Raw genomic sequence first — 26,448 nt, 5'->3', positions numbered from 1 at the left:
GTTTTAATGTATCAATGATAAAATAAATATGAGGTGAAAGATCATGCGAGATAATACAAATGAATTTAAAATCAGACTGGCAAGATATTTAGATGAATTGCATTGGGTATATGGGGAATTATATAATCTTGATGATTATTCATTTCATGATCTTTGTGATATACTTTCACAGGCATATGACAATAGAAGTGAGAAACTAAAAAGTTGGGATCGGGCACGTATGCAGGTTTATGACTGGTATAGCGGTAATGAAATGTTTGCTTATAGTATTCAGGCAACGTTTTTAGATAAGATAAAGTCATTGGATAATTTTATATCTTATCTGAAAGAGCTTGGTGTTAATTGTTTTCATCTTCATACAGATTATAATATTTCTGATTCTCTAGATTTACTTATTAATAAGCTTCATGATAAAGGGATTTGTTTAAGTATTGATTATCAGATTAATTATACTTCAAGTAATCATCCTTGGGCTTTAAAAGCTAAAAATGGAAATAAGGATTATCAGAAGAGATACTTTATGTTTGATAATTGGAAAATTCCTAGAGAATTTGAAAAAAATTTAAAAGAATTTATGCCGGAAAGTTCACCGGGAAATTTTACTTGGAATAATGAACTTCAGAAAGTTATTATGACTAGATATAATAATGATCAGTGGGATTTAAATTATAATAATCCGAAAGTTTTTAATGATATGGTAAAAGATTTGCTTTCTTTATGTAATAAGGGAGCAGATATTATTCATTTAGAAGATTTACCATATATCTATAAAAGATTGGGATCAGACTGTGAAAATCTTAGTCAGGTACATAGTATTGCCAGAGTATTAAGAATAATAATTGATGTTGTCTGTCCCGGAACATTATTATTAGCTGATACAATGACTAATCCAAGAAATATTGCTCCTTATTTTGGAACAGTAGAAAAACCTGAATGTCATGTGCTTTATAATATAGCTATTAATCGCTCTATTTGGCATACTGTTGCAACAAGAGATACAAGACTTTTAAGATATCAGCTAGATCATATACACCAGCTTCCTAAACAGTATACTTTTGTGAATTACTTGAGAGGACATGAATCACTTATATGGACACTTGACTTTGAAGAATTAGAAAAAGAGGGCATGAGTAAAGAAGCTCATATTTCATATTTAAATCGCTATTTTACAGGCTCTACATGGGATTCTAATGCCTGTGGAGTAATGTGTGAGGGGGATTGTATTAAAGGTTCTGTAGCTTCTTTATGTGGGTTAGAATTAGCTGTTATACAAAAGAATGCATTTAAATTGAAACTTTCAATGCAGTTAGATATGATGTTACATGCTTTTATCTTTACATTAAGAGGCATACCCGTTATTTTAGGTGGAGATGAACTGGGATATACTGATACAGGTATGTTTGATGAAAGTAAAGTTTCTCTTAGAAAAAAGCCGGAAACAAAAGAATCTCAGATGTATCGCATGTTAAAGCAGTTTCATCATATAAGAGAATCTTATAATATATTTGAGAATGATGCAGATATGTGGACTTTTGATACAGGAAGTAATCAGGTATTAGGAATAGGACGTTATCTTAATGATGAAAAACTGTTGGCAGTCTTTAATTTTTCAGAGCATAAACAGATTGTAAAGATACAGGATCTAGAAGATTTTAATGATTTACTAAAAGAAATTCCTATTGCTAAAGAATTTCCATTAGAACCATATTCTTTTAAATGGCTAATAGCTGATATGAAGAAAGAAGATGAAATGAATGAAGACATTTCAATATAAAATTCAATGTGAAGAAGGTCTTCACGCAACACCGGCAGGAACTCTCGTATCAATCGCAAAATGTTATCGTGGGAGCATATATTTAATCTATCAAGATCAAAGAGTTAATCTGAAGAAATTATTACCTGTTTTAGGGGCAGGTTTAAAAAAAGGTGATTTGATAGAGATAGAAATAAAAGGGTTTAGAGAAGAAGAGTGCTGTAAATATTTACAGAGAGCTTTTCAGGAAGTACTGTAATCTAATGAGAAATCATTGGAAATATAAAAGGAGGTTATGTAGATGAGCTGGGTATGTGATGTGTGTGGCTATGTCTATGAAGGAGACGAACTGCCGGAAGATTTTGAATGTCCAATCTGTGGTGTTGGAGCAGATCAGTTTACAAAAGAAGATTAAGTTAAAAAGCACTATTTCAGTGCTTTTTAACTTAATAAAATATAAACTGGTTAATAATATATTTAATTAGCCAGATAAACTTGTTATAATGAGTGAAAGGAGATTTGTTATGAAGAAATTATTAATTGCGATTATTTGTTTAGTTCTTGTAGGATGTTCCGGGACAAAGGAAGTAAAGAAAACTAAAACCGTTACAGATAAAAAAACAGAATATGCAGGGACTGTAGTTATTGATCCTGGTCATCAGGGAAAACAAAATACAGAATTAGAACCTATAGGTCCGGGAGCAAAAGAAAAGAAAGTAAAGGTGACTTCAGGAACAGCCGGTAAATGGTCTAAAAAAACAGAAGCTGAAATTAATTTGATAATTGGATTACAGCTTCAAAAAGAATTGGAGAAGCGTCATTATAAGGTAGTGATGGTACGTACAAGTCAGAATGTGAATATTTCGAATAAAGAAAGAGCTGAAATTGCGAATAAAGCCAAAGGAGATGTATTTATTAGATTGCATTGTAACGGCGGCAATAATCCTGCTACTTCCGGAGCATTAGCAGTAGCACCAACGAAAAAGAATACTTTTTTAAATCCGGATATGATTACAAAATCAAATCAGTTATCTAAAGATGTATTGAATTATTTATGTAAAGCAACAGGTGCTAAAAATAGAGGTTTACAATATAATGATAAACTGACAGGGACAAATTGGTCCAAGGTTCCTACGACAGTAATAGAAATGGGATTTATGACAAATAAAGAGGAAGATTTAAAGCTTGCGAATGCAGAATATCAAAAAAAATTATGTCAAGGTATGTCAGATGGAATTGATGCTTATATGAAAAGAAAGTAGGAGAAATCCTGCTTTTTTGGTGTATAATAATAACAGGAGGTGTTTATTATGAAGCAAGCAGCCATATTATTAGCTGATGGATTTGAAGAGATAGAAGCATTGGGGACAGTAGATATATTAAGAAGAGGACAAATAAATGTAGATATTGTCTCTACAAAAAGCATTTTAACAGTTGTGTCATCAAGAAAGATAATTGTAACTGCTGATAAATTATTTGTAGATATGAATGATTATGACATGATTATTTTACCTGGCGGACTTCCAGGCGCAAGCAGTTTAAGAGATGATCCAAAAGTAATAAAACTATTGCAGGATTATTCAAGTAGAAATAAATATATCGCAGCAATCTGTGCGGGTCCAATGGCATTAGGAAAAGCCGGGATTGCAGTTAATAAGAAAGTTACTTCATATCCGGATGATGAGACAAAATCATATCTAAAAGAAAGTGATTATCAGGATGATGATAGTGTAGTTGTAGATGGACATCTTATTACCAGCAGAGGACCGGGAACAACATTTGCATTTGCTTATAAGCTGTTAGAGTTATTAGAAGCAGATCCATCACCATTAAAACAAGGGATGCTTTATAGAAAATATAATGATTAAAAAAGACAGGTTCATAAGCTGAACCTGTCTTGCTTTTATAAGTGGTGACGGATACGGGATTCGAACCCGTGAATGCATGCGTGAAAGGCATGTGAGTTAACCGTTTCTCCAATCCGCCACTGGCGCCTCAAGTAGGACTCGAACCTACGACCCCCTGATTAACAGTCAGATGCTCTAACCAACTGAGCTATTGAGGCAGTGTTTTTTAAAGACTCAGTTAATATATCATGATAACCGAAAGTTGTCTATATCTTTTTAACAAAAACAGAAAATCACTCATTTTAGGATGGAATTAAATGTATATATTTATTTAATTAATCATGATAATATAGTTAAGCACTAAAGAAAAATATATAAGGAGAATAAGATTATACCAGATGAAAGTATGGAAACACTTTTGATGAGTAGAGAAAAAGCAATTGTAAAGACTAGTATTATTGGAATTGTTATAAATATACTGCTTGCGATTTTTAAGGTAGTTATTGGAATAATTTCTCATTCTATCGCGATAAGGCTTGATGCTGTCAATAATCTTTCAGATGCGTTATCTTCTGTAATTACGATTATAGGTGCAAAGCTTGGTGCTAAAAAACCGGATAAAAAGCATCCTCTTGGATATGGCAGAATTGAATATTTAAGTGCGATGATTGTTGTAGCAATTGTTCTTTATGCAGGTATTACATCAGCTGTTGAATCAATAAAGAAAATGATTACTCCTGAAAAAGTTGAGTATAGTACAATTTCATTGATTATCATTACTGTTGCGATTGCAGTGAAACTTGTGCTAGGTAAATATACTAAAGCACAAGGTGAAAAGCATAATTCAGGGGCATTGATTGCATCCGGTTCGGATGCTTCGTTTGATGCTGTTTTGTCTGCGTCTGTTTTGTTTTCTGCGATTATCTTTATTATATGGCAGATATCACTTGAAGCCTATGTTGGCATGATTATTGCTATTTTTATTATTAAAGCAGAAGTAGAGATGATGAGTGATACATTAAATGAAATAGTGGGTAAACGAAGCAACAGTGATATGATTAAAAAGATAAAAACTATTTTATGTCAAGAAGATGAAGTACGTGGAGCATATGATTTAATATTATATAATTATGGACCTAATAAGAATTATGGCAGCGTACATCTTGAACTTCCTGATCAAATGACAGTTAATGAAGTGGATTTACTAACACGTCGTGTGCAGGCAAAGGTATACCTTAAGACAGGAGTAATCTTAACAGATGTAGGTGTTTATTCTTTTAATACATCAGATAATGAATCGGCAAGCATTAGAAATAATATGCAAGAGAAAGTTTTTGATCATGAATAGGTCTTACAAATGCATGGATTTTATGTGGATATGGAAAAGAAAGAAATTCGTTTTGATGTTGTTCTCAGTTTTGATGTTGAATATGATGAAGCATTAAAAACGCTCAAGCAGGAGATAAATACACTATATCCAAATTATAAGGTTTTTATTGTACTTGATATTGATGCTTAGTAATAGAGACATATTTAGTAAACTATTTTGAAACAATTGATAAAACATTTGAATATAATTAAGATGAAATTATGAATTAAAGATTGACAGAGAAAAGAGTAAATGATAATATTAAAAGGCATTCAAGAGGGGAGCTTAGCTCAGTTGGGAGAGCGTCTGCCTTACAAGCAGAGGGTCAGCGGTTCGAGCCCGTTAGCTCCCACCATAAGAATGCACGAAGATATGCCGGCTTAGCTCAATTGGTAGAGCAACTGACTTGTAATCAGTAGGTTGTGGGTTCAATTCCTATAGCCGGCACCATTTTCGGGGAGGTAGCGAAGTGGCTAAACGCGGCTGACTGTAACTCAGTTCCTTTTGGTTCGATGGTTCGAATCCGTCCCTCCCCACCATCTTATACAATAATGCCTCGGTGGCGAAATTGGTAGACGCACAGGACTTAAAATCCTGCGGACTTCAAACTCCGTGCCGGTTCGACTCCGGCCCGAGGCACCATCTACCTATGCGGGTGTAGTTCAATGGTAGAACCCCAGCCTTCCAAGCTGATTACGTGGGTTCGATTCCCATCACCCGCTCCACTTTGTTGAATAGAACTTTTAGAATATCTTTAAAGTTTTAAAATATTAAATTTATTAAAAAGTGATAGCATTTGTTTTTGTTTCCGGTTCTGCCCCTTGTTGGACAGGATTCTTTTTTTATATCAGTATATAATCTTTTCTTGTGTATAAAAAGGAATGATTTTCTGTATTCACGGAGGAATCATTCCTTTCTTTTTTATACGGCAATATTGCCGTAAAGAATCTATTTCTTTACACTGAATTTTCCGGATTTTATGGGTTCACGCAGATAATAGTCAAACTCCTCAGGTTTTTCTTCAGAACCCTTTTCTGAAGGATTATAAACGAGTATTAATTCATAATAATAATCGCCCTTGGTTAAATCCACAATATTGTATTTCATTCCTTTTGTAGAAAAGGATATTTCATATTTATCTGAACGACTGTTATACGGCAATTTCATATTTCTCATAGACATTTCCAAGTGTCCATCATTCTTTATTTTTGGTTTATCTTTAGAATAATAGAAAATAAACATATATTCATCTAAGTAGGAATCTTGAATGTTTTCAATATCGATTGTAAGCACGTCGGAATTGACAGACATACTTATTTTTTCAAAGACAGGCTTTAAGATGATAGCTTTCTCATAATGAAAGCCGGTAAACTTTTTATAAGGATGATATTTATCATCATCAGTGGCATTGTCTAAAAGCCATCCTATAAACAAATAATTTGATTTTTTTAGAGTAGGAAGTTGGTAAAATTCATCATCCATTTTTTGAGGATTTTTATTTCCGACAAGTGTTCCGCCCTCCAAGTAATAGGTAAGCTTATAGGCCGTATCTCCATATTTAATTTCACCAATAGCTGTCTGTTTATTGGAATGATTCTGATATCCCGGTAATAAAAGAGAGAGTATTAATAGTAATTTTAATTTTTTCATATTGTGCAGATCTCCTTAATTGCTTATTAGTGAGTCTTTACTGACTCTGCAAATATACTGGTATCTTTTAGAGCCCGTACAAGGAACTAATAATATTCTTACAAAATTTCCACTCTGAGGTATTCTTGGAGCTTCCATTTCCATGTGCTGTTTATAGAAATCATGGATAATGTGCAAGTCAGCTTTGAAAGTTCCGGCACTGTTATATCTTTTAATACCCAGGCGATTAGCATAGACATCTGCGCCTTGTTGATGCTCAATACTCTCATCACCTAGTGACCGGTATATTGAGAATAAACCGTTTGATCCTTTATTTGATAAGTCTACACCCTGACTTTTTGAAGTAGTATAATCACCTTTGGTTGATGTGAACGACTGGATACTTTTAATATTTATATCATCATTAAACAAGACTACTTTTTTACCTGATTTTTCTGCTTTTTCCATTGCTACATTTATGGCTGCCATATTATGAATGGTACACTGTGTTTTTCTGTTAGCTGTTCTTTTCCAAATCAATAAATATTTCAAACTCTTTATATCAGGAGACTTTTTTATATTATTATCATTGGTAGGACTCCTTTTTTTAAATTGTTATTATCAGGTTATCAGTTCTTATCTCAACTACAATATAGCATATTCTTATTTAAGAATGCAGTATTATTGCTACTATTAATAATTATTTTTGGAAAATATTTCTGATTTAAAATGTCTTGGATTAACAGAAAACCGGTAAAACTCGTCATCAATTTTTATTATGTAAATAAGAGCATTTGAAAGGACTATAAAAAGCTAGTTCTATTTATATTATAATTTTATTTGAAACAGGATAATAATAATGTTATAGTTAGGTAAAACTAACTAAATAAAAGGGGGTTGTGCAATGATATATAAAAAGCTAAAGGAATATGCTCCGGAAAAAATGATGAATGCTTATATCGCAATTATACTTGTTTTATTTGCATCATTATGTTCAGTACTGAGCTATTATTATGTTTATCATTTCATTAGAGAAATCGTGATTGTGGGGAATTCAGATAAATTATTATCAATAGCATTAAGAATAATACTGCTGTTAGTAGTGAATACGATCACTTATTTCTTATCTGTTTATTTTACTCATGATTTGGCTTTTAGATTAGAGACAAACTTAAAGAAAGAAGGCATTAAGCAGTTAATGAATGCTTCATTTTCTTTTTATGATCAGAATGAATCTGGTCGTATTAGAAAGGTTATTGATGATAATACTGCTTTAACACATATGAGTATTGCTCATTTGATTCCTGATTTATCAGCAGCAGTATTCATTCCATTTTTTGGTACTATACTTAATTTTTATATTGATTATAGATTAGGAATCTTATTTTTATTCTCTATAGTTTTTGGGCTATATCTAATTAAGAGGATGATGGGTGAAGAAATATTCATGTCTCAGTATATGAAAGCTTTAGAGAAAATGAATGCGGGTGCAGTAGAATATGTAAGAGGCATTCCTGTTTTAAAAATATTTAAAACTAATATTACAGCTCTTAAAGATTTTTATAAATCAGTAACAGATTATTCTGATTTAGCTTTAAAATATAGTATGAGCTGTCGTACATGGTATGTCTTTTTTCAGGTTTTATTTAATTCTATATTTATATTTATTATTATAGCTTTCTTCTTTATATCAATGGATTCAAAAGTATTTCTTTCAAAGTTCTTATTCTATGTTGTTTTCAATGGTGTTATATTTGCAGCTTTTATGAAAATTATGTATGTATTTATGTATTCATTTCAATCTAGCAGTGCTATTGAAAAAATAGAGAACTTAATTAAAGAAATGAAAAAGAATCAATTAAAGAGCGGAACAGTAACACAGATAGAAAAACCATCTATAGAATTTAGAGATGTTTCATTCGGTTATGGGGATCACTTAGTTATTGAGAATCTGTCATTTGAATTACAGCCTGGTAAGACATATGCATTAGTAGGTTCATCAGGAAGCGGTAAAACAACAATCGCAAAACTTATTTCAGGATTTTATCCATTAAATAATGGAGATATTCTTATTGGCGGATTACCTATTACTTCTTATACTCAAGAAACGCTGGCTTCTTATATTGCAAATGTATTTCAGGATACTAAACTATTTAAGACTACAATTTATGAAAATGTCAGAATAGGTAATAAGCAGGCATCACATAAACAGATTATGGAAGCATTAGAATATGCACAGTGTGATGATGTTTTAAATAAGTTTGAAACAAGAGAGAATACTATAATCGGAGCAAAGGGTGTTCATCTATCTGGAGGAGAAGTACAAAGAATTTCTATTGCCCGGGCAATATTAAAAAATGCTCCTATTATCATAATGGATGAAGCAAGTGCTGCAGCTGATCCGGAAAATGAATATGAATTACAGAAGGCATTATCACATCTCATTAAGGATAAAACAGTTATTATGATTGCTCATCGTTTAAGCAGTATAAAGAATGTTGATGAAGTACTTGTTGTTGAAGGTGGAAAGATTGTCGAAAGAGGAAATCATAATAAGTTAATGAATATGAATGGACGTTATCGAGAATTACAGGATATGTATAGAGTATCTAATGAATGGAGGATCAAATAATGAATAACTATTTAAAGAAAAAATTTGGTTTGACAGAAAGCGGAGTAAAATCTTTAAAGACTGCGATTATCATATCTGTATTAGTAAATATCGGATATATGGCATTTGTATCAATAGGAATATATTTTGCTTATAATGTTTTAAATAATCAAGTTCATTCATTACCTGTTTATTTAGGTATTATTGCCATAGTGACTGGGATAGTTTATTTTATTGTAGATATGGATTATATTAAGACATACAATGCAACATATGCAGAGGCTACACAATTAAGACTGGAAATAGCTGATCAGATAAAGAAACTTCCATTATCTTATTTTTCAAAACATGATTTAAGTGATATGGCACAGACTATTATGACTGATGTGTCTGATATAGAGCATGCTTTAAGTCATGCTATGAGCAGATGTATTGGTTATGGGATATTTGTTTTTGTTATAGGAATTATGCTTCTTATCAATAATATTTATTTAGGTTTAGCTACTGTGGTTCCATTAGCTATAGGGTTCTTATTAATGTATTGTTCTAAGACATTACAGGAAAAATGGACAAGCAAGTATTTCTGGCAGACCAGAAAGAATGTAGAATTATTTCAGGAAACAATTGAACTGCAAAGAGAAATTAAAAGTTATGGTCTTAAAAAAGAAAATTATGATCATGTTTCAAAGACTCTTGATGAATCAGAGAAGATGAGAATGAGATCTGAAATAGTACAGGCAGGACCTTTACTTTTATCATCTTCATTTATGAAATTAGTATTGGGTTCTATTGCTTTTGTGTCAGCTACTTTATTGAGGAATAATGCTGTTGATATTATTTTCGTGATTGGTTATTTACTTGCAGGCATAAGATTAATAGATGCTATTGGGGCGATTGAAGAAGGCTTTGCTGAGTTGCTTTATATTGGAGCAAGAGTAAAGAGAATACAAGAAATAAGGAATACAGAGATACAGCAAGGTCGATTAATGGATTTGCAGTCATTTGATATTGAGTTGAAGAATGTTGAGTTTTCATATAATCAAGATACAAAAGTTATAGATCATGTCAGCTTTATTGCAAAGCAAGGAGAAGTAACTGCTATTGTAGGTCCTAGCGGATGTGGTAAATCAACATTATTAAGATTGATTTCCCGTTTGTATGATTATGATCAGGGAAATATCTTAATTGATTCATGTGATATTAAAGAGATTGCTACAGAATCTTTGTTTGATAAAGTATCTATGGTATTTCAGGATGTAATTTTATTTAATGCATCTATTTTAGATAATATCAGAATAGGAAGATCTTCTGCCAGTGATGAAGAGATTAAAGAGGCAGCCAGAATGGCTAATTGTGAGGAATTTATTTTTTCTCTTCCGGATGGCTATGATACTATGATCGGTGAAAACGGAAGTAAGTTATCCGGAGGAGAAAGACAAAGACTTTCAATCGCAAGAGCATTTTTAAAAAATGCACCAATTATTCTTTTAGATGAGATAAGTGCTAATCTGGATGTAGAAAATGAAATGAAGATACAGCATTCTCTTAATCAGCTAATTAAGAATAAAACAGTTATTGTGATTTCTCATCGTTTAAAATCTATCGAACAGGCTGATAAGATTATAGTTATGGAAGATGGCAGAATAGAATCTATGGGAACGCATGATGAATTAATGAAGTCGTCACCTCTTTATCAAAGATTAAAACAGAAATCTATTCTAACAGATAATTTTGTATATTAAAAAGTCTCCTAGGAGACTTTTTTGTTGTATAACGATATTGCTTATTAATGATCAAATGAATGAGGAGATTAAGAAATGAAAGTATCTGTTGTTAATGGTGGAAGTATTGGTGAGATAGGGAATATATGTGACGAATGTGGCTATTTCTTTATAACAGTGCTTTTTGAGGATCATATAAGAGTTATGATCGTTTATGATAATTTTTTAGAGTGTTTCTATTTTATCAATAAGATTATATAATTCTTTATTATCTAATGCTTCAGCTTTTCCCTGATCTACTAGTTGTGATATTTTTGGATCTACAGGGAGTTTAGAGATAGTATCTATATGATATTTAGAAGCAATGTTATCAATATGACTTTCGCCAAATATAGAATGAATATGACCACATTCAGGACATTTAAAATAACTCATATTCTCTACTATTCCCAGTATAGGAAGATGCATTGTTTCTACCATATGAACTGCTTTACTTACAATCATTGATACTAAATCCTGAGGACTTGTAACAATCACAACACCATCTACAGGAAGATTCTGAAAGACTGTTAGAGGCACATCACCGGTTCCGGGAGGCATATCTACAAACATATAATCAACATCCTCCCAATAAACATCAGTCCAAAATTGAGAAACCATATCAGCAATAATCGGTCCTCTCCATACAACCGGTTTTGTTTCATCATCAATCATTAAATTAATTGAAATAACTTGGATTCCGGATGCAGTAATAGAGGGAAACATCAGTTTGTTTTCATCAGCATAGATCTGTCCATGAAGATTAAAAGCTTGAGGAATAGATGGTCCGGTAATATCAGCATCCATAATAGCTGCTTTATATCCTCTTCTAGTCATTTCTACAGCCAGTTTACTGGTGACTAAAGACTTACCTACACCACCTTTACCGCTCATGACTGCAATGACTTTCTTGACTTTAGATTTTTTATTTAACTGCTTTGTAAATTTTGCTTTTATTCTTTCATCCATATTTACACCTCATCTTTAGTATTATATTCTATTTTAAGAATTTTTTCATTATTTTTGAATTTATCGGATAATACCTCAAAGGAGTATCAATACGAATAGATTTATGCATAATAGATTTCTTATGACTGAATGTCTCATATGTATACTTTCCATGATAATGACCTATTCCGGATAATCCCACACCGCCAAAAGGAAGATTCTGATTAGATAAATGATTGATTGTATCGTTAATACATCCTCCTCCAAAAGATGTTTCTGTTAAAATTCTAGTTTGTTCAATCTTATTATCAGAGAATAGATAAAGAGCTAAAGGTTTATCTTGTTTATTTATATAATTTATGACTTCATCGATATTCTTGTAGGTAATAATAGGAAGGATGGGTCCAAATATTTCTTCTTTCATAATAGGGCTATTAAGATCTACATTTTCTATGATTGTTGGTGCAATCTTTAATGTTTTAGTATCATAATGACCGCCTAAAATAATATCCTGATTATCTAATAGATGAATAAGACGATTAAAATGCTTTTGATTAATAATTTTACATAAATTTTCTGACTCTAAAGGGTTATCACCAAAAAATTCATGTATGAATTGATCTATATAGTCATATAAGAAAAATTTCAATTGTTCCTGTACAAGAATATAATCAGGTGCCACACAAGTCTGACCGGCATTCAAGAATTTACCAAATATTATTCTTTTTACTGTGGTTTTTAATGGAATACTATCAGAGATAATACAAGGTGATTTACCTCCTAATTCTAATGTAACAGGTGTTAAATGCTTAGCAGCAGCCTGATAGACAAGCTGTCCTACCTGCGCATTTCCGGTAAAGAAAATATAATCAAAATTGAGTTTTAATAATTCACTTGAAACTTCACTATCACCTTCAATAACACAGACATGTCCGCTATCAAAGACATCTTCAATCATCTGTCTGATTAAAGCGCTTGTGTGCTTAGAGTATTCACTAGGTTTTAAAATAATACAGTTTCCTGCTGCTACTGCTCCTACAAGAGGTTCAATAGAGAGAAGAAAAGGATAATTCCAAGGAGATATTATTAAAACATTACCGTAAGGTTCATAAAGAGTATAGCTTTTAGATAAAAATTCATGCAAAGGAGTTCTTGTTCTATGTTTGCGTATTATTTTTTTGATATTCTTTAAAGCAAAAGAAATACTTGATAAAGCCATACCTATTTCAGTCATATAGGCTTCTCCTTCACTTTTTCCAAGATCTTTATTTAAAGCTTCTACAATCAGATCGTCATGAGAGTGAATCCAAGCTCGAAGGTTCTTTAATGTGTTAATACGAATATCTTTTTTATAAGTAATCTTTGTTTTATAATAGCTTTTTTGATGTTCTAATACTTCTTTATAAATATTCATAGCAGTCACCTCGTATTAGAACATGATACATCAGTTTGAGATAATTACAAGAATTTATTCGATAAAGAATTGTGACTATGAATAATTGTAAAAATAACCATTGGGATCTTTTCCCAATGGTTATTAGTAGATTATTTTTTATCTTTTTAAGGATAATCGAGCAAATATGATTCCTATTATAAAGAGTATAATACTTGCGTACAACAAGAATAATAAATCACCATAAACCGGCTGAAATACTTTATTTGTAAGTACATCAAGCCTTCCACCTGAATAATTCATATTATAGGTTGCGATAATCAGGTATCTGACTAGAAAGATAAGTGCTGAAATAAGAAATGAAGTACAACTAAATAAACAATATTTTAAATCTTTTTTCATTTCATAATTAATCTCCTCTGATAATATATAATAAACTATTCTAAATAGTGCATGGGAACCAACCCCTTCCTTCTATATAATTATTTCACATTAAATTTAGTGAGTCAATATATTTTATAGGGGTTAAAAAATTGTATAATAAAAATTAATAGGAGGTGATTTTATGGTTGTTTTACTTGGATTAGGATTAACAGGAGTATTAGTGGCGGGAAGTTATTTGGTATTCTTTATTTATAGAATATTTACAAAAATAATGGGATTAAGTATGAATATATGGCTATGGTTATTCGTTATAGGTTTAGCTGTTTTATTAAGTCTTCCGGCGGTTAATTTATTCAGTAGGATATTTTTATTTTTTAGGACTTTCAGCTGTTTTTGAAATACTTTATTTTTTTGTTAAAAATGATAAGTTGAGACAGTTTTTTCAAAGCGGTCTTATATCAGTTATTGTTGTAGGGTTATTTATCGGATGGGGATATTATAATATGAATCATGTGGTAAAGACAGATTTTACAGTATCCAGTCACAAGGTAAATAACCTTAAGCTGTTGGCAATATCCGATCTTCATATGGGTCTGAGTATTACGCCTGAAAAATTAAGTAAATATGTGGATGAAATGAATCGTTTAGAAACACCTGATTTTGTTTTTTTAGTGGGAGATATTGTAGATGAAAGAACCGATGTTTCTGATATGAGGTCAGTCTTTAAATCCTTATCACAATTAAAAAGCCGGAATGGTATTTATTACGTATATGGGAATCATGATGATATTAAGAAGGAATGTGAGGTTCATAATATTCAGGTTTTAGAGGATGAGATTAAAACTATCGGTAATATTACATTAATAGGTAGAAAAGATGCTTCTTTTTCCAGAAAATCATCATCAGAACTGCTGAAAAATGTAGATAAAAAGAATTATATCATTGTTTTGGATCATCAGCCCTTGGACATGAAAGAAAATGCAAGTAATAAAGCGGATCTTCAAGTATCCGGACATACTCACGGAGGACAGATATGGCCTTTAGGAATATTACAGGCAATAACGACCGGAACAATGAGATATGGAGTAAAGAAGATCGATCAATTCTATACTGTAACAACAAGCGGCATAGCCGGATGGGGCTATCCTATTAAGACGGGAGCTCCCAGTGAATATGCTTATATTACTGTAAAATAATGAATATAAAAGATATGTTTGATACAATTATTATTGTAAAGAAAATTAAAGAAGTACGCATATCTGAATAATGTGACACAGACAGCTGCTATTAAGAAAACAGTTAAGTGTTATTTCTTGAAGAAATTTATAATAAAGCCATATGTTACTAAAAAATTAAATGATTTAAATATAAACAAAGCAGCATGTTATCTTGAAGTACAATAGAATTAAAAATCTTCATTAAGAGTTTACTGCTTTTTTAGAAGATTTTTTCTATTTTAATCACATAAAAATTGAGACGGTAAAAGCCGTCTCGAAAAAAATTTAACTTTGTAGTTTACAGGGACTCTGTATATATTCTTATTTATTTAATTCTTTTATTCTTTCATTCATTTTCTTTACAAGAGTTCTATGATACCTCATAAATAAATACCAGATAAAGAATGAAATAAGAAATTGTCCAATCACGATAGCAATGATACCATAAATATTAATGTTTATAGGGAGCCATCCAACAATAATAGAAACAATAATATAAGTACTAATACCAATACCCATATGAACAATTGTTTTTATGGATAAAGGAATACTTTCTACATCATAGATGATAGCTGGAAGACCAAATCCGATGCCAATACATAGACATCCTATAAGCATTTTAGTATACTGATATTTCTGCATATTCAGACCATCTTTATTTACTACATCCATGATTAAACCAAAGAGATTAAATATAATTAAGGCAATAATTAAACTTGGTACAATATTTTTTAATACTTTTTTCATGATAATTCCTCCTATAATCCTAAATATGATTTAAAATCTTTAAGATACGTTCTTGTGACATAATCTTTACAGCCATTTTGTAGTTTTAATACCAGAGTTCCATTGAATCCCGCTTCGATATTATCCATCCGGGTAAGATTGATGAGAGTAGATTTAGAAATCTGCATGAACTGCGATCCTAGTTTTTCTTTTACTGCATAGAGTCTTTCCCTTGAGTAGTAACATTTATCTTCTCCATAGATAACCGTTTCTCCATTCTCTACTCTAACCATGTAGATATCCTCTATCTTTATAATAGAGATTTTATTTTTATCATCTACTAATAAATGCTTTTTATCAGCTTCTATTGTTTTAATAAGTCTTTGGATATCATCAGTCATTTGATTAGTATAGATAACAGCATAAGGATCCGAATATTCCTCTGATATTTTGACATGTACTTTCATGGTATCTCCCCCTTCCTGAATCTATTGTAAGATAGAAAAAAGAGAATGTGTATGATTTTATGGTAAGTTACAGATATTTAGAACTAAGTTACATAAGAGATATGTTAAATTTCTTTGACATCAATTATAATTAATGATAATGTTTTAATGAAAAGCAATGAACAGAAGAGATTAAGAGGAATTGATAGAGAATCTATGGATGGTGGAAATAGATAAGGAATCTTATGAAAATGAACTGGGAGCTGCTGTTTCTAACAGGAACAGACGTATACTCGCGTTAAGAGATGAGAGAGCCCTTAGGGGAATAAAGGTGGTACCGCGAGTCATTCGTCCTTTAATAGGACGTTTTTATTTGGAGGAAAGGTTATGAAAGACAAAAAGAATTTTTATCTGACAACAGCGATTACTTATACTTCAGGAAAGCCTCATATTGGTAATACATATGAGATTGTTTTAAGTGATGCTATTGCTAGACATAAGAGACAGGAAGGCTATAATGTTCGTTTTCAGACAGGAACTGATGAGCATGGTATTAAGATTGAGAATAAAGCAAAAGAAGCGGGTATTGAACCCAAAGAATATGTAGATCAAGTGGCCGGTGAAGTTAAGCGTATCTGGGATATGATGGATACGACTTATGATAGATTTATGAGGACAACAGATTCTTATCATGAAAAACAGGTTCAGAAAGTTTTTAAGAAGCTTTACGATAAAGGAGATATTTATCTTGGTTATTATGAAGGAAAGTATTGTGAAGCAGATGAATCTTTCTATACGGAATCACAGTTAATAGATGGCAGATGCCCTGACTGTGGAGGACCTGTTCATGACGCCAAAGAAGATGCTTATTTCTTTAAATTATCTAAATATCAGGATCGTCTGTTACAATATTATAATGATCATCCCGATTTCATTAAACCTGAATCTAGAAAGAATGAGATGATTAATAATTTCTTAAAGCCGGGATTACAGGATTTATGCGTATCTAGAACATCATTTACATGGTCTATTCCTGTTGACTTTGATCCAAAGCATGTTGTCTATGTATGGATTGATGCTCTTATTAATTATATTACCGGTCTTGGCTATGATGCAGATGGTCATCATGATGTTCTTTATGATGAGTTCTGGCCTGCTGATATTCATGTGATTGGAAAGGATATTGTCAGATTCCATACTATTTATTGGCCAATTTTATTAATGGCTTTAGATATTCCATTACCTAAACAGATCTTTGGTCATCCATGGCTTTTAATGGGTGATAGTAAAATGAGTAAGCATTTAGGTAATGTAATTTATGCTGATGATTTAGTGAATATCTTTGGTGTAGATGCTGTTAGATATTATTTATTACATGAGATACCTTATGATAATGACGGATCTATTACATGGGATTTATTAGTTGAAAGAATTAATGGTGATTTAGCGAATATATTGGGTAATTTAGTTAATAGAACACTTGCGATGAGCAATAAATACTTTAATGGTATTGTTGAAGATAAAGGTGCTTATGAAGGTGTAGATGATGAATTAAAACAGATAGCTTTAAAAATGCCTATTAAATTTAATAAACTGATGGATGAATATAAAGTATCTAAAGCCATTGATGAAATATTTGTTTTATTAAGACGTACTAATAAATATATTGATGATACAGAACCTTGGGTACTTGCTAAGGATGAATCAAAGAAAGACAGATTAGCGACAGTTCTTTATAATTTAACAGAAGCTATTCGCTTTGCAGCGATTGCATTAGAGTCTATTATTCCTTCTTCAAGTCAAAAGATTTTAGATATGATTCATACTGATCAGAGAGATCTTTTGAAACTGGATACATTTGGATTATATCAATCCGGCACGAAAGTAACGGATAAGCCTGAAGTTTTATTTGCAAGACTGGATCCTAAAGAAGTGACTAAGAAAGCAGAAGCCTTAAGTCCTAAAAAGACATCTGTTGAAAAGAAGGAAGAATTTATCACAATAGATGATTTTAATAAGGTTGAACTTGTAGTAGGAGAAGTTATATCTTGTAAAAAACATCCGGATGCAAATAAGCTATTAGTTTCTCAGATCAATATTGGTGATGAAACAAGACAAATTGTTTCCGGTATAGCTGATATATACACACCGGAAGAAATGATCGGCAAAAAAGTTATAGTTGTTAAAAATTTAAAGCCAGCTAAATTAAGAGGTATTGAATCTCAAGGAATGATTTTAGCCGGAGGTACTAAAAAACAATTACAGATTATTTCTACCAATTTGCCAAATGGAACAAAGATCAGCTAAAAAAGGAGAAGAATCTCCTTTTTTATTTGCTTAAAAAATTTGTGGATGTTAAAATTTTATTAGCTGATAAACCGGCTAAAGGAGTCTTTTATGGAAACAGATTTAATCATGAGTAATTCTATTCTTTACCGTTGTACACAAAAATATTATGATCAGCAGCTGGCTTCTTATTCAGTAGGATATGGACAAGTTGTTTATTTAATGATGATTTATGAGAATGAAGGAATTACTATGAAAGATTTGGCAGTAAAAGGATCTTTTGATAAAGGAACTATTACTAAGGCAATCAGTAAGTTAGAATTATTAGGGTATGTTTATTTGTTGGATAATCCTCAGGATAAAAGATCTAAGCTTCTTTATACTACTGATGAAGCTAAAGATTTAATCACAAAGATGTATCTGATTAGAAAGGAATGGTTTCAGCATCTTATCGGAGGATTGGATCAGAATAAAAACAAAGAATTTTCTGATATGATGACAGAGATAGTAAAAAGAGCGCAGAATTATACAGATATCAATATTAAGACGCATTTTTATCAGATGGATAAATTATCATTATCCTCTTATTCCGGTTATACAGCCTGTACCTTATATACAGGCGGATGTAATATGAAATGTCCTTTCTGTAAATATAGCCATTTGGTTTTTTTAGATGAATCTACAAAGGAAATTGAAAATGAAGAAATCTATCAATATCTTTCTAAACGAAAGAATATGATAGAAGCTATTTGTATTACCGGCGGAGAGCCTTTGATACATGAAGGTATTATTGAAACGATTAGAGAATTAAAAGAAATGGGATTTTATATAAAACTGGAAACAAATGGAACATTTCCGGATCGTTTAAAAATATTAATAAATGATCATTTATTAGATTATGTTGCTTTAGATATTAAAAACAGTTCTGATTTATATAATCAGACTAGTGGTATGGAAGGAATAAAATTGGCATCTGTATCTGAAAGCATCAATTATCTGATGAAAGGATATGTTTCTTGTGAGTTTACTTCAACAATAGTAAGAGAATTTCATACTAAAGAGAGTATTGAATCTATTGGTAAATGGTTACAAGGTGCGGAAAGGTTTTATCTTCAGTATTTAGATGTAAATGCTCATTGTATTAATCCTCATTTACATCCGGAGGATGAAGGGATTATGAAGGAGTATCAGAAGATACTGGAGAAATATATTAAGTATGTGGGAATAAGAAACAGGTGAGGAATATGTATCAGGTTATTAAGAGAGATGGAAAAGTAACTGACTTTAATATTAAAAAAATTTCTAAAGCTATTGAAAAAGCCTTTATATCTCAGAATCGTATATATGATAACAGTGTAATAGATATGCTGGCTTTAAAGGTAACAAGCCACTTTGAAAATAAAATATATGATCATAAAATTGCGGTTGAGGATATTCAAGATAGTGTTGAGGATATACTTTCACAATCAGGCTACTCTGATGTTGCAAAAGCATATATTCTTTATCGAAGACAAAGAGAAAAAGCTAGAAGTATGAAGTATACTATCACCAAATACAAAACAATGCTGGATAATTATGTAGATAATAAAGAAGAGCCTAAGAGTGATTCTATTGGTTGTATCATTCTTAATAATAATGGCAGACTGACAAAGAATTACTGGTTTTCTGAAATTTATGATGATGAAATAGTTAATGCTCATAAAAATGGAAGTTTTTATATACATAGTCTTAATAGAATAACGCCGGAAAGATATTGTCTTTCTTTAAAAGAAATTGTAGTAAAAGGATTAAAAGATAAACATCATAAGATATTTTATGCGCCGGCTAAACATCTATGGGAAATATGTGATCAGCTAGCTGCTTTTTATACATTAATGCAGTATGAATGGTCACAGGAATTAATATTGACATCTATTGATACTTATTTAGCACCTTTTATAAGAATGGATCAATTAGGTGAAGATAGAATTAGAGAGAGTCTTTCTTCTTTAATAGATGTATTGAATTTACCTACCAGGGAAGGTGTGGAATGCCCACAGTCATATTTTATGTTTGATTGGAATGTTCCGCAAAAAGTAAAGAATGAAAAAGTATTTTTAGGAGATTATCAGGATTTTACATATGGAGATTGTGAGAAAGAACAGGAACAAATTAATCGTCTTTTTTTAGAAATTATGTTAGAGAAGGAGAAGACATATCCGATTTCTATATATAATCAAAAAGCATTAGATAGTCATGAAGAGAATCAGCAGCTGTTAATGACTTTAATAGGAAAGACAGGAATTCCTTTTTTTAGCAGGCTTGACTCTATAGAGTGTTCTGTGGGTAGAATTTCTATTAATGTTGCCAGATTGGCATATCTCTCAAAGAATGAAGCTGATTTTATGAATCGTTTTAATCATTTGATGGATATAGCTGCTAGAGGATTAAATATAAAAAGAGAAATTATTGATAAGTTTTTTAATCAAGAGCTTTATCCCCTAAGCCGATATTTTCATAAAAAGAAGGAAAGCTGCTGTAGTATTGCGTTGGCAGGAATAGATCATTTGGCTATGAATATAGAATGGCTTAAAGAAGAGGAAATTCATGATTTCACCATTAAGATAATAAAATATGCCTTATCAAAGGCAAAAGATTATAGAAAGATTTATGAATATAATTATTTGGTGGAAGGACATACAAATCAAGAGGCTAGCCTTAGGTTTTATAGAAAAGATAAAGAAAAGTATCCAAATATGAAAAATTCATATTGTTCTAAAATTGTGAATGAGGATTTGCTTCAAAGATTGGACAAAGAAGAGGATTATGCATGCTTATTAGAACATGCAGTAGAAATATCTATAAAAGAGAATTATCTGCAATGGAAAAGCTTAAGATCTTTTATAAAAAAAGTAATGGATAACTATCATTTTTCAATAGTAAAGATAAAGAATGAGGAAAGGAGTTTATGATTTTAAACTCTTTTTTATAAAATAATTAGACAGTAAAAAGCAGCTGAAAAATTTTTCAAAAAAGTACTTGCCAAGAGAGGGAATACCTGATAATATAAACAGGCAGTCCGCGAGGCGGGCTGGAGACGGAACACTGAAAACTGAGTAGAAACGCGTCAGAAAGAAAAGAGATAAAGAAGAGAGCCGAGAGAGGCTTTTCATCAAAAAAGAGATGGAGAGTTTGATCCTGGCTCAGGATGAACGCTGGCGGCGTGCCTAATACATGCAAGTCGAACGGGCTGCCATAAGGCAGCCAGTGGCGAACGGGTGAGGAGCACATGGGGAACCTGCCCGTCAGAGGGGGACAACAGCTGGAAACGGCTGCTAAGACCGCATAGGCTCAAGGAGGGCATCCTCGTTGAGTTAAAGTGTCCTTTCGGGGACAGCTGACGGATGGACCTGTGGCGCATTAGCCAGTTGGCGGGGTAAAGGCCCACCAAGGCGACGATGCGTAGCCGGCCTGAGAGGGCGGACGGCCACACTGGGACTGAGACACGGCCCAGACTCCTGCGGGAGGCAGCAGTAGGGAATTTTCGGCAATGGGGGGAACCCTGACCGAGCAACGCCGCGTGAGTGAGGAAGGCCTTCGGGCTGTAAAGCTCTGTTGCAGAGGAAGAACGGGAGAGCGAGGAAATGCGCTTTTCGTGACGGTACTCTGCGAGAAAGCCACGGCTAACTACGTGCCAGCAGCCGCGGTAATACGTAGGTGGCAAGCGTTATCCGGAATCATTGGGCGTAAAGAGGGAGCAGGCGGACGCGAAGGTCCGTAGTAAAAGCCCGAAGCTAAACTTCGGGCGGCTATGGAAACCGCGCGCCTGGAGTGCGGAAGAGGATCGCGGAATTCCATGTGTAGCGGTGAAATGCGTAGATATATGGAGGAACACCGGTGGCGAAGGCGGCGGTCTGGTCCGGCACTGACGCTCATTCCCGAAAGCGTGGGGAGCAAATAGGATTAGATACCCTAGTAGTCCACGCTGTAAACGATCGATACCAGGTGTCGGGAGTCACATCCCGGTGCCGAAGCCAACGCATTAAGTATCGCGCCTGAGTAGTACGTCCGCAAGGATGAAACTCAAAGGAATTGACGGGGGCCCGCACAAGCGGTGGAGCATGTGGTTTAATTCGAAGCAACGCGAAGAACCTTACCAGGCCTTGACATCGATCCGATCGCGCGGAGACGCGCGAGACCTTGCCGAAAGGGAAGGAGGAGAAGACAGGTGGTGCATGGTTGTCGTCAGCTCGTGTCGTGAGATGTTGGGTTAAGTCCCGCAACGAGCGCAACCCCTGCCGCCAGTTGCCAGCATTCAGGATGGGGACTCTGGCGGGACTGCCCCTGTAAGGGGGAGGAAGGCGGGGATGACGTCAAATCATCATGCCCCTTATGGCCTGGGCTACACACGTGCTACAATGGACGGAGCAGAGGGAGGCGAAGCCGCGAGGCGGAGCGGAGCCCAGAAACCCGTTCACAGTTCGGACTGCAGCCTGCAACTCGGCTGCACGAAGCTGGAATCGCTAGTAATCGCAGATCAGCATGCTGCGGTGAATACGTTCCCGGGCCTTGTACACACCGCCCGTCACACCATGAGAGTCGGCAACGCCCGAAGCCGGCGGCCCAACCCCGCAAGGGGAGGGAGCTGTCGAAGGCGGGGCTGATGATTGGGGTGAAGTCGTAACAAGGTATCCCTACGGGAACGTGGGGATGGATCACCTCCTTTCTAGGGAGAAGAGAGCGTTTCTACTTGGTTATGAGTGTTCAGACACTCAAGGGAGGGTCCCTGAAAACCGGATAACATATTTCAAGCAAGAAGGAAGGCTGATCGGAAGATCAGACTTTCTGCGAAACACATAACAGAGAATTCAGAGAAGAGATCAGAGATGATAGAAGAGAGTCTGAAATCTGTTGTGGGCAAAAAGCTAAGAAACGAGAAAAGCAAGAGAAACAGCAAGAAAAAAAGCAGAGAACTCAAGCTCATAGAAGAAAGACAAGAGAAGGTCAGGAAAGAAAGGGCGTATGGCGGATGCCATAGGCGCGCGAAGGCGAAGAAGGACGCAGCAAGCGGCGAAATGCGCCGGGGAGCCGCAGGCAGGCAAAGATCCGGCGATATCCGAATGGGGGAACCCGCTCCTCTAAGAGGGGAGCACCGCGGGGCGAACGAAAGGGGCCCCGCAGGAGCGAGACGCAGGGAAGTGAAACATCTGAGTACCTGTAGGAAGAGAAATCAAAAGAGAATCCGTAAGTAGCGGCGAGCGAAAGCGGACGAGCCCAAACCGCAGAGATGCGGGGTAGAAGGAGCTGCGAAGAGCGGAATTGAAGGCGTCAGGGGAATGGGCAGGGAAGCCCATCCGGAGAGGGTGAGAGACCCGTACCCGAAGGCGCAAGCGAGGAAGCGAGCAGAGATCCTGAGTACGGCGGGACACGAGGAATCCTGCCGGAAGCATCGGGGACCATCCCGAAAGGCTAAACACTAGCGCGCGACCGATAGCGAACGAGTACCGTGAGGGAAAGGTGAAAAGAACCCCGGGAGGGGAGTGAAAGAGAACCTGAAACCATATGCCTGCAAGAAGTCAGAGCCCCGCAAGAGGGTGATGGCGTGCCTTTTGTAGAATGAGCCGGCGAGTTGCCGTGCGCGGCGAGGTTAAGCAGAAGATGCGGAGCCGGAGCGAAAGCGAGTCCGAAGAGGGCGGAAGTCGCGCGGGGCAGACCCGAAACCGGGTGAGCTAGCCATGGGCAGGTTGAAGTCGGGGTAAGACCCGATGGAGGACCGAACCGACCCCCGTTGAAACGTTGGCGGATGACCTGTGGCTAGGGGTGAAATTCCAAACGAACCCGGAGATAGCTGGTTCTCCCCGAAATAGCTTTAGGGCTAGCGTCGCGCGGTGGCTGGGGAAGGTAGAGCACTGAATATGCGATGGCCGCATCCCGCGGTACTGAGCATAATCAAACTCCGAATGTTCCCAGAGGAGAAGCGCGGCAGTCAGTCTGCGGGTGATAAGGTCCGTAGACGAGAGGGAAACAGCCCGGACCAGCAGCTAAGGTCCCAAAGTGCATGCTAAGTGGAAAAGGAAGTGGAGATGTGCAGACAGCTAGGAGGTTGGCTCAGAAGCAGCCATCCTTGAAAGAGTGCGTAACAGCTCACTAGTCGAATGACTCCGCGCCGATAATTTACCGGGGCTAAGCATGACACCGAAGCTCTGGGCAGGAGACTGCGGTAGGGGAGCGTTCCATGCAGCGGCGAAGGCAGACCGGAAGGGCGGCTGGAGCGCATGGAAGAGAGAATGCCGGCGTGAGTAGCGAAATGTGGGTAAGAATCCCACACACCGATTGCCCAAGGATTCCAGGGGAAGGTTCGTCCACCCTGGGAGAGTCGGGACCTAAGGTGAGGCCGAGAGGCGCAGCCGATGGAAGACGGGTGGAGATTCCCGTACCCGTATGGCGGTGAAGGAGTGACGGAGAAGCAAGGCGGTGCCGGCGGACGGAAGAGCCGGTGTAAGCGAGAGACCCGGAGACCAGGGAAAACCGGTTTCTGATAAGGGGAAGGCGTGACGCATACGGAAAGCTGAGGCAAGTACGGAAAGCCGAGGAGCATCTTCCAGGAAAAGCTTCTAGCAATAACGACATACGGCCCGTACCGAAAATGGACACACATGGGCAGGGAGAGAATCCCGAGGTGAGCGAGAGAACTGCAGCCAAGGAACTCTGCAAAATGACCCCGTAACTTAGGGAGAAGGGGTGCTCGCTGAGAGGCGAGCCGCAGAAAAATGGCCCAAGCGACTGTTTACCAAAAACACAGCTCTCTGCGAAGGCGCAAGCCGAAGTATAGGGGGTGACGCCTGCCCGGTGCTGGAAGGTTAAGGGGAGGAGTGAGCGAAAGCGAAGCTCCGAGCCGAAGCCCCAGTAAACGGCGGCCGTAACTATAACGGTCCTAAGGTAGCGAAATTCCTTGTCAGGTAAGTTCTGACCCGCACGAAAGGCGTAACGATTTGGGCGCTGTCTCGGCTGCAGACTCGGTGAAGTCTTAGTGCCTGTGAAGATGCAGGCTGCCCGCGACTAGACGGAAAGACCCCATGGAGCTTCACTGCAGGTTGGCATTGGACCTGGGTGCGTGATGTACAGGATAGGCGGGAGGCAGAGAACCCGGCGCGCAAGCGCAGGGGGAGCCGACGTTGGGATACCGCCCTTGGCGCATCTAGGCTCTAACCGGACGCCGGAGACGGGCGACGGGACAGTGCCAGCCGGGCAGTTTGACTGGGGCGGTCGCCTCCTAAAGAGTAACGGAGGCGCCCAAAGATACCCTCAGCATGGATGGAAACCATGCAGCGAGTGCAAAGGCATAAGGGTGTCTGACTGCGAGACAGACAGGTCGAGCAGGGACGAAAGTCGGGCTTAGTGATCCGGCGGTGCCGAATGGAAGGGCCGTCGCTCAACGGATAAAAGCTACCCTGGGGATAACAGGCTGATCTCCCCCAAGAGTTCACATCGACGGGGAGGTTTGGCACCTCGATGTCGGCTCATCGCATCCTGGAGCTGAAGTCGGTTCCAAGGGTTGGGCTGTTCGCCCATTAAAGCGGTACGCGAGCTGGGTTCAGAACGTCGTGAGACAGTTCGGTCCCTATCTGTCGTGGGCGCAGGAGGTCTGAGGAGAGCTGTCCCCAGTACGAGAGGACCGGGGCGGACGGACCGATGGTGGACCAGTTGTCGCGCCAGCGGCACAGCTGGGTAGCCAAGTCCGGAAGGGATAAGCGCTGAAGGCATCTAAGTGCGAAGCCCCCTCCGAGATGAGACCTCCCACCGAAAGGGTAAGGCCCCTTGAAGACGACGAGGTGGATAGACCGGGAGTGCAAGCACGGTGACGTGCTGAGCGGACCGGCACTAATAGGCCGAGGACCTGACCGGAGAGAGAGTCAGAGAGCGAGAAGTATGGAATCCGGTTTTGAGGGACCGTCGGGAGATCCGGTGGTGAAGGCGTGATGGACACACCCGTTGCCCATACCGAACACGGAAGTTAAGCATCACAGCGGCGAAGATAGTCCGAGAGGGCGAAAGGAGCACGCTGCCGGGCAGAGAGAGGGCATCCCCCTCTTTTTTTGT

General features: G+C 36.4%; 22 protein-coding genes, 7 tRNA genes, 3 rRNA genes and 1 other annotated feature. Of the genes, 23 read left to right on the top strand and 9 right to left on the bottom strand.

Features of this window, described 5'->3' with window-relative positions; all coding sequences use genetic code 11:
- Positions 1-43 precede the first annotated feature (43 nt).
- The 5 genes from HMPREF9943_RS00145 to HMPREF9943_RS00125 all read left to right on the top strand — a co-directional run bounded on the left by HMPREF9943_RS00145 (position 44) and on the right by HMPREF9943_RS00125 (position 3,621).
- A complete protein-coding gene (locus tag HMPREF9943_RS00145; RefSeq protein ID WP_004801034.1) occupies positions 44-1,774 on the top strand; it encodes an alpha-amylase family glycosyl hydrolase in 1,731 nt (576 codons plus the stop codon).
- Positions 1,755-2,012 (top strand): HPr family phosphocarrier protein, encoded by a 258-nt coding sequence (locus tag HMPREF9943_RS00140; protein WP_004801033.1) that lies wholly within the window; start codon positions 1,755-1,757, stop codon positions 2,010-2,012. Before HMPREF9943_RS00145 ends, HMPREF9943_RS00140 begins: the two co-directional genes overlap by 20 nt.
- 42 nt (positions 2,013-2,054) lie before the next feature.
- Complete coding sequence (locus tag HMPREF9943_RS00135; RefSeq protein ID WP_004801032.1) at positions 2,055-2,168, top strand: rubredoxin-like domain-containing protein; 114 nt, start codon at positions 2,055-2,057, stop codon at positions 2,166-2,168.
- Positions 2,169-2,277: 109 nt separating this feature from the next.
- Positions 2,278-3,015: an N-acetylmuramoyl-L-alanine amidase gene (locus tag HMPREF9943_RS00130; RefSeq protein ID WP_004801031.1), complete on the top strand. Its 738-nt coding sequence runs from the start codon at positions 2,278-2,280 to the stop codon at positions 3,013-3,015.
- 48 nt (positions 3,016-3,063) lie between these two features.
- Positions 3,064-3,621, top strand: a complete 558-nt coding sequence (locus tag HMPREF9943_RS00125; RefSeq protein ID WP_004801030.1) for a DJ-1 family glyoxalase III — start codon at positions 3,064-3,066, stop codon at positions 3,619-3,621.
- Between the two features lie 42 nt (positions 3,622-3,663).
- On the opposite strand, the gene HMPREF9943_RS00120 is transcribed toward HMPREF9943_RS00125, so the two are convergent.
- Both HMPREF9943_RS00120 and HMPREF9943_RS00115 read right to left on the bottom strand, forming a co-directional pair.
- Positions 3,664-3,739: transfer RNA gene (locus HMPREF9943_RS00120), tRNA-Glu, on the bottom strand.
- A gap of 2 nt (positions 3,740-3,741) precedes the next feature.
- Positions 3,742-3,818, bottom strand: a tRNA-Asn gene (locus tag HMPREF9943_RS00115).
- 203 nt (positions 3,819-4,021) lie between these two features.
- Here HMPREF9943_RS00115 and HMPREF9943_RS00110 point away from each other — a divergent pair.
- The 7 genes from HMPREF9943_RS00110 to HMPREF9943_RS00085 all read left to right on the top strand — a co-directional run bounded on the left by HMPREF9943_RS00110 (position 4,022) and on the right by HMPREF9943_RS00085 (position 5,694).
- Positions 4,022-4,948, top strand: a complete 927-nt coding sequence (locus HMPREF9943_RS00110) for a cation diffusion facilitator family transporter (RefSeq protein ID WP_004801029.1) — start codon at positions 4,022-4,024, stop codon at positions 4,946-4,948.
- Positions 4,949-4,978: 30 nt separating this feature from the next.
- Positions 4,979-5,119, top strand: a complete 141-nt coding sequence (locus HMPREF9943_RS10125) for a hypothetical protein (RefSeq protein WP_196793779.1) — start codon at positions 4,979-4,981, stop codon at positions 5,117-5,119.
- A 129-nt stretch (positions 5,120-5,248) separates the two neighbouring features.
- Positions 5,249-5,324 (top strand) — tRNA-Val (locus tag HMPREF9943_RS00105).
- Positions 5,325-5,343: 19 nt separating this feature from the next.
- Positions 5,344-5,419, top strand: a tRNA-Thr gene (locus HMPREF9943_RS00100).
- A 5-nt stretch (positions 5,420-5,424) separates the two neighbouring features.
- Positions 5,425-5,508: transfer RNA gene (locus HMPREF9943_RS00095), tRNA-Tyr, on the top strand.
- 14 nt (positions 5,509-5,522) lie between these two features.
- Positions 5,523-5,611: transfer RNA gene (locus tag HMPREF9943_RS00090), tRNA-Leu, on the top strand.
- Positions 5,612-5,620: 9 nt separating this feature from the next.
- Positions 5,621-5,694: transfer RNA gene (locus tag HMPREF9943_RS00085), tRNA-Gly, on the top strand.
- Between the two features lie 223 nt (positions 5,695-5,917).
- Here HMPREF9943_RS00085 and HMPREF9943_RS00080 read toward each other — a convergent pair.
- Positions 5,918-6,619, bottom strand: a complete 702-nt coding sequence (locus HMPREF9943_RS00080) for a hypothetical protein (protein ID WP_004801027.1) — start codon at positions 6,617-6,619, stop codon at positions 5,918-5,920.
- Between the two features lie 15 nt (positions 6,620-6,634).
- Positions 6,635-7,150: a hypothetical protein gene (locus HMPREF9943_RS00075; RefSeq protein WP_206537109.1), complete on the bottom strand. Its 516-nt coding sequence runs from the start codon at positions 7,148-7,150 to the stop codon at positions 6,635-6,637.
- 352 nt (positions 7,151-7,502) lie between these two features.
- On the opposite strand from HMPREF9943_RS00075, the gene HMPREF9943_RS00070 reads away from it, so the two are divergent.
- The 3 genes from HMPREF9943_RS00070 (at position 7,503) to HMPREF9943_RS09995 (ending at position 11,191) form a co-directional block, all read left to right on the top strand.
- The gene (locus HMPREF9943_RS00070) at positions 7,503-9,230 is read left to right on the top strand and encodes an ABC transporter ATP-binding protein (protein ID WP_004801025.1); all 1,728 of its coding nucleotides are present in this window, start codon (positions 7,503-7,505) and stop codon (positions 9,228-9,230) included.
- Complete coding sequence (locus tag HMPREF9943_RS00065) at positions 9,230-10,951, top strand: ABC transporter ATP-binding protein (protein ID WP_004801024.1); 1,722 nt, start codon at positions 9,230-9,232, stop codon at positions 10,949-10,951. The genes HMPREF9943_RS00070 and HMPREF9943_RS00065 overlap by 1 nt, the downstream gene beginning before the upstream one ends.
- Positions 10,952-11,026: 75 nt before the next feature.
- Positions 11,027-11,191, top strand: coding sequence for a hypothetical protein (locus HMPREF9943_RS09995; RefSeq protein WP_004801023.1), 165 nt, complete (start codon positions 11,027-11,029; stop codon positions 11,189-11,191).
- Here the strand turns inward: HMPREF9943_RS09995 and HMPREF9943_RS00060 are convergent.
- The 3 genes from HMPREF9943_RS00060 to HMPREF9943_RS00050 all read right to left on the bottom strand — a co-directional run bounded on the left by HMPREF9943_RS00060 (position 11,156) and on the right by HMPREF9943_RS00050 (position 13,712).
- Positions 11,156-11,938 (bottom strand): Mrp/NBP35 family ATP-binding protein, encoded by a 783-nt coding sequence (locus HMPREF9943_RS00060; RefSeq protein WP_004801022.1) that lies wholly within the window; start codon positions 11,936-11,938, stop codon positions 11,156-11,158. The two genes, HMPREF9943_RS09995 and HMPREF9943_RS00060, sit on opposite strands and share 36 nt — an antisense overlap.
- A gap of 28 nt (positions 11,939-11,966) precedes the next feature.
- The gene (locus HMPREF9943_RS00055; RefSeq protein WP_004801021.1) at positions 11,967-13,331 is read right to left on the bottom strand and encodes an aldehyde dehydrogenase; all 1,365 of its coding nucleotides are present in this window, start codon (positions 13,329-13,331) and stop codon (positions 11,967-11,969) included.
- Between the two features lie 138 nt (positions 13,332-13,469).
- Positions 13,470-13,712 (bottom strand): hypothetical protein, encoded by a 243-nt coding sequence (locus tag HMPREF9943_RS00050; protein WP_004801020.1) that lies wholly within the window; start codon positions 13,710-13,712, stop codon positions 13,470-13,472.
- A 163-nt stretch (positions 13,713-13,875) separates the two neighbouring features.
- Between HMPREF9943_RS00050 and HMPREF9943_RS09610 the strand changes: the two genes are divergently transcribed.
- Positions 13,876-14,091: a hypothetical protein gene (locus HMPREF9943_RS09610; protein WP_004801019.1), complete on the top strand. Its 216-nt coding sequence runs from the start codon at positions 13,876-13,878 to the stop codon at positions 14,089-14,091.
- 31 nt (positions 14,092-14,122) lie between these two features.
- The gene (locus tag HMPREF9943_RS00045; protein WP_155957256.1) at positions 14,123-14,890 is read left to right on the top strand and encodes a metallophosphoesterase; all 768 of its coding nucleotides are present in this window, start codon (positions 14,123-14,125) and stop codon (positions 14,888-14,890) included.
- 342 nt (positions 14,891-15,232) lie between these two features.
- Here HMPREF9943_RS00045 and HMPREF9943_RS00040 read toward each other — a convergent pair whose 3' ends face one another.
- Positions 15,233-15,658 (bottom strand): DUF3021 domain-containing protein, encoded by a 426-nt coding sequence (locus tag HMPREF9943_RS00040; protein WP_004801017.1) that lies wholly within the window; start codon positions 15,656-15,658, stop codon positions 15,233-15,235.
- An 11-nt stretch (positions 15,659-15,669) separates the two neighbouring features.
- Positions 15,670-16,104, bottom strand: coding sequence for a LytTR family DNA-binding domain-containing protein (locus HMPREF9943_RS00035; protein ID WP_004801016.1), 435 nt, complete (start codon positions 16,102-16,104; stop codon positions 15,670-15,672).
- 148 nt (positions 16,105-16,252) lie between these two features.
- Positions 16,253-16,442: a binding site (T-box leader), on the top strand.
- 28 nt (positions 16,443-16,470) lie between these two features.
- On the opposite strand from HMPREF9943_RS00035, the gene metG reads away from it, so the two are divergent.
- The 6 genes from metG (at position 16,471) to rrf (ending at position 26,419) form a co-directional block, all read left to right on the top strand.
- Positions 16,471-18,390 carry a methionine--tRNA ligase gene (gene metG / locus HMPREF9943_RS00030; protein WP_004801014.1) on the top strand — a complete coding sequence of 640 codons (1,920 nt, stop codon included), beginning with the start codon at positions 16,471-16,473 and terminating at the stop codon, positions 18,388-18,390.
- Positions 18,391-18,480: 90 nt separating this feature from the next.
- Positions 18,481-19,608 (top strand): anaerobic ribonucleoside-triphosphate reductase activating protein, encoded by a 1,128-nt coding sequence (locus tag HMPREF9943_RS00025; RefSeq protein WP_004801013.1) that lies wholly within the window; start codon positions 18,481-18,483, stop codon positions 19,606-19,608.
- A 5-nt stretch (positions 19,609-19,613) separates the two neighbouring features.
- A complete protein-coding gene (gene nrdD, locus HMPREF9943_RS00020) occupies positions 19,614-21,320 on the top strand; it encodes an anaerobic ribonucleoside-triphosphate reductase (RefSeq protein ID WP_004801012.1) in 1,707 nt (568 codons plus the stop codon).
- Between the two features lie 208 nt (positions 21,321-21,528).
- A 16S ribosomal RNA gene (locus HMPREF9943_RS00015) occupies positions 21,529-23,074 on the top strand.
- A gap of 276 nt (positions 23,075-23,350) precedes the next feature.
- Positions 23,351-26,253 (top strand): 23S ribosomal RNA (locus tag HMPREF9943_RS00010).
- A 56-nt stretch (positions 26,254-26,309) separates the two neighbouring features.
- A 5S ribosomal RNA gene (rrf, locus tag HMPREF9943_RS00005) occupies positions 26,310-26,419 on the top strand.
- Together the 16S, 23S and 5S rRNA genes form the textbook arrangement of a ribosomal RNA operon.
- The last annotated feature ends 29 nt before the right edge of the window (positions 26,420-26,448 follow it).

Source organism: Eggerthia catenaformis OT 569 = DSM 20559 (genome assembly GCF_000340375.1).
GTDB lineage: Bacteria > Bacillota_I > Bacilli_A > Erysipelotrichales > Coprobacillaceae > Eggerthia > Eggerthia catenaformis.
This window is presented reverse-complemented; position numbering and strand designations above follow the sequence as displayed.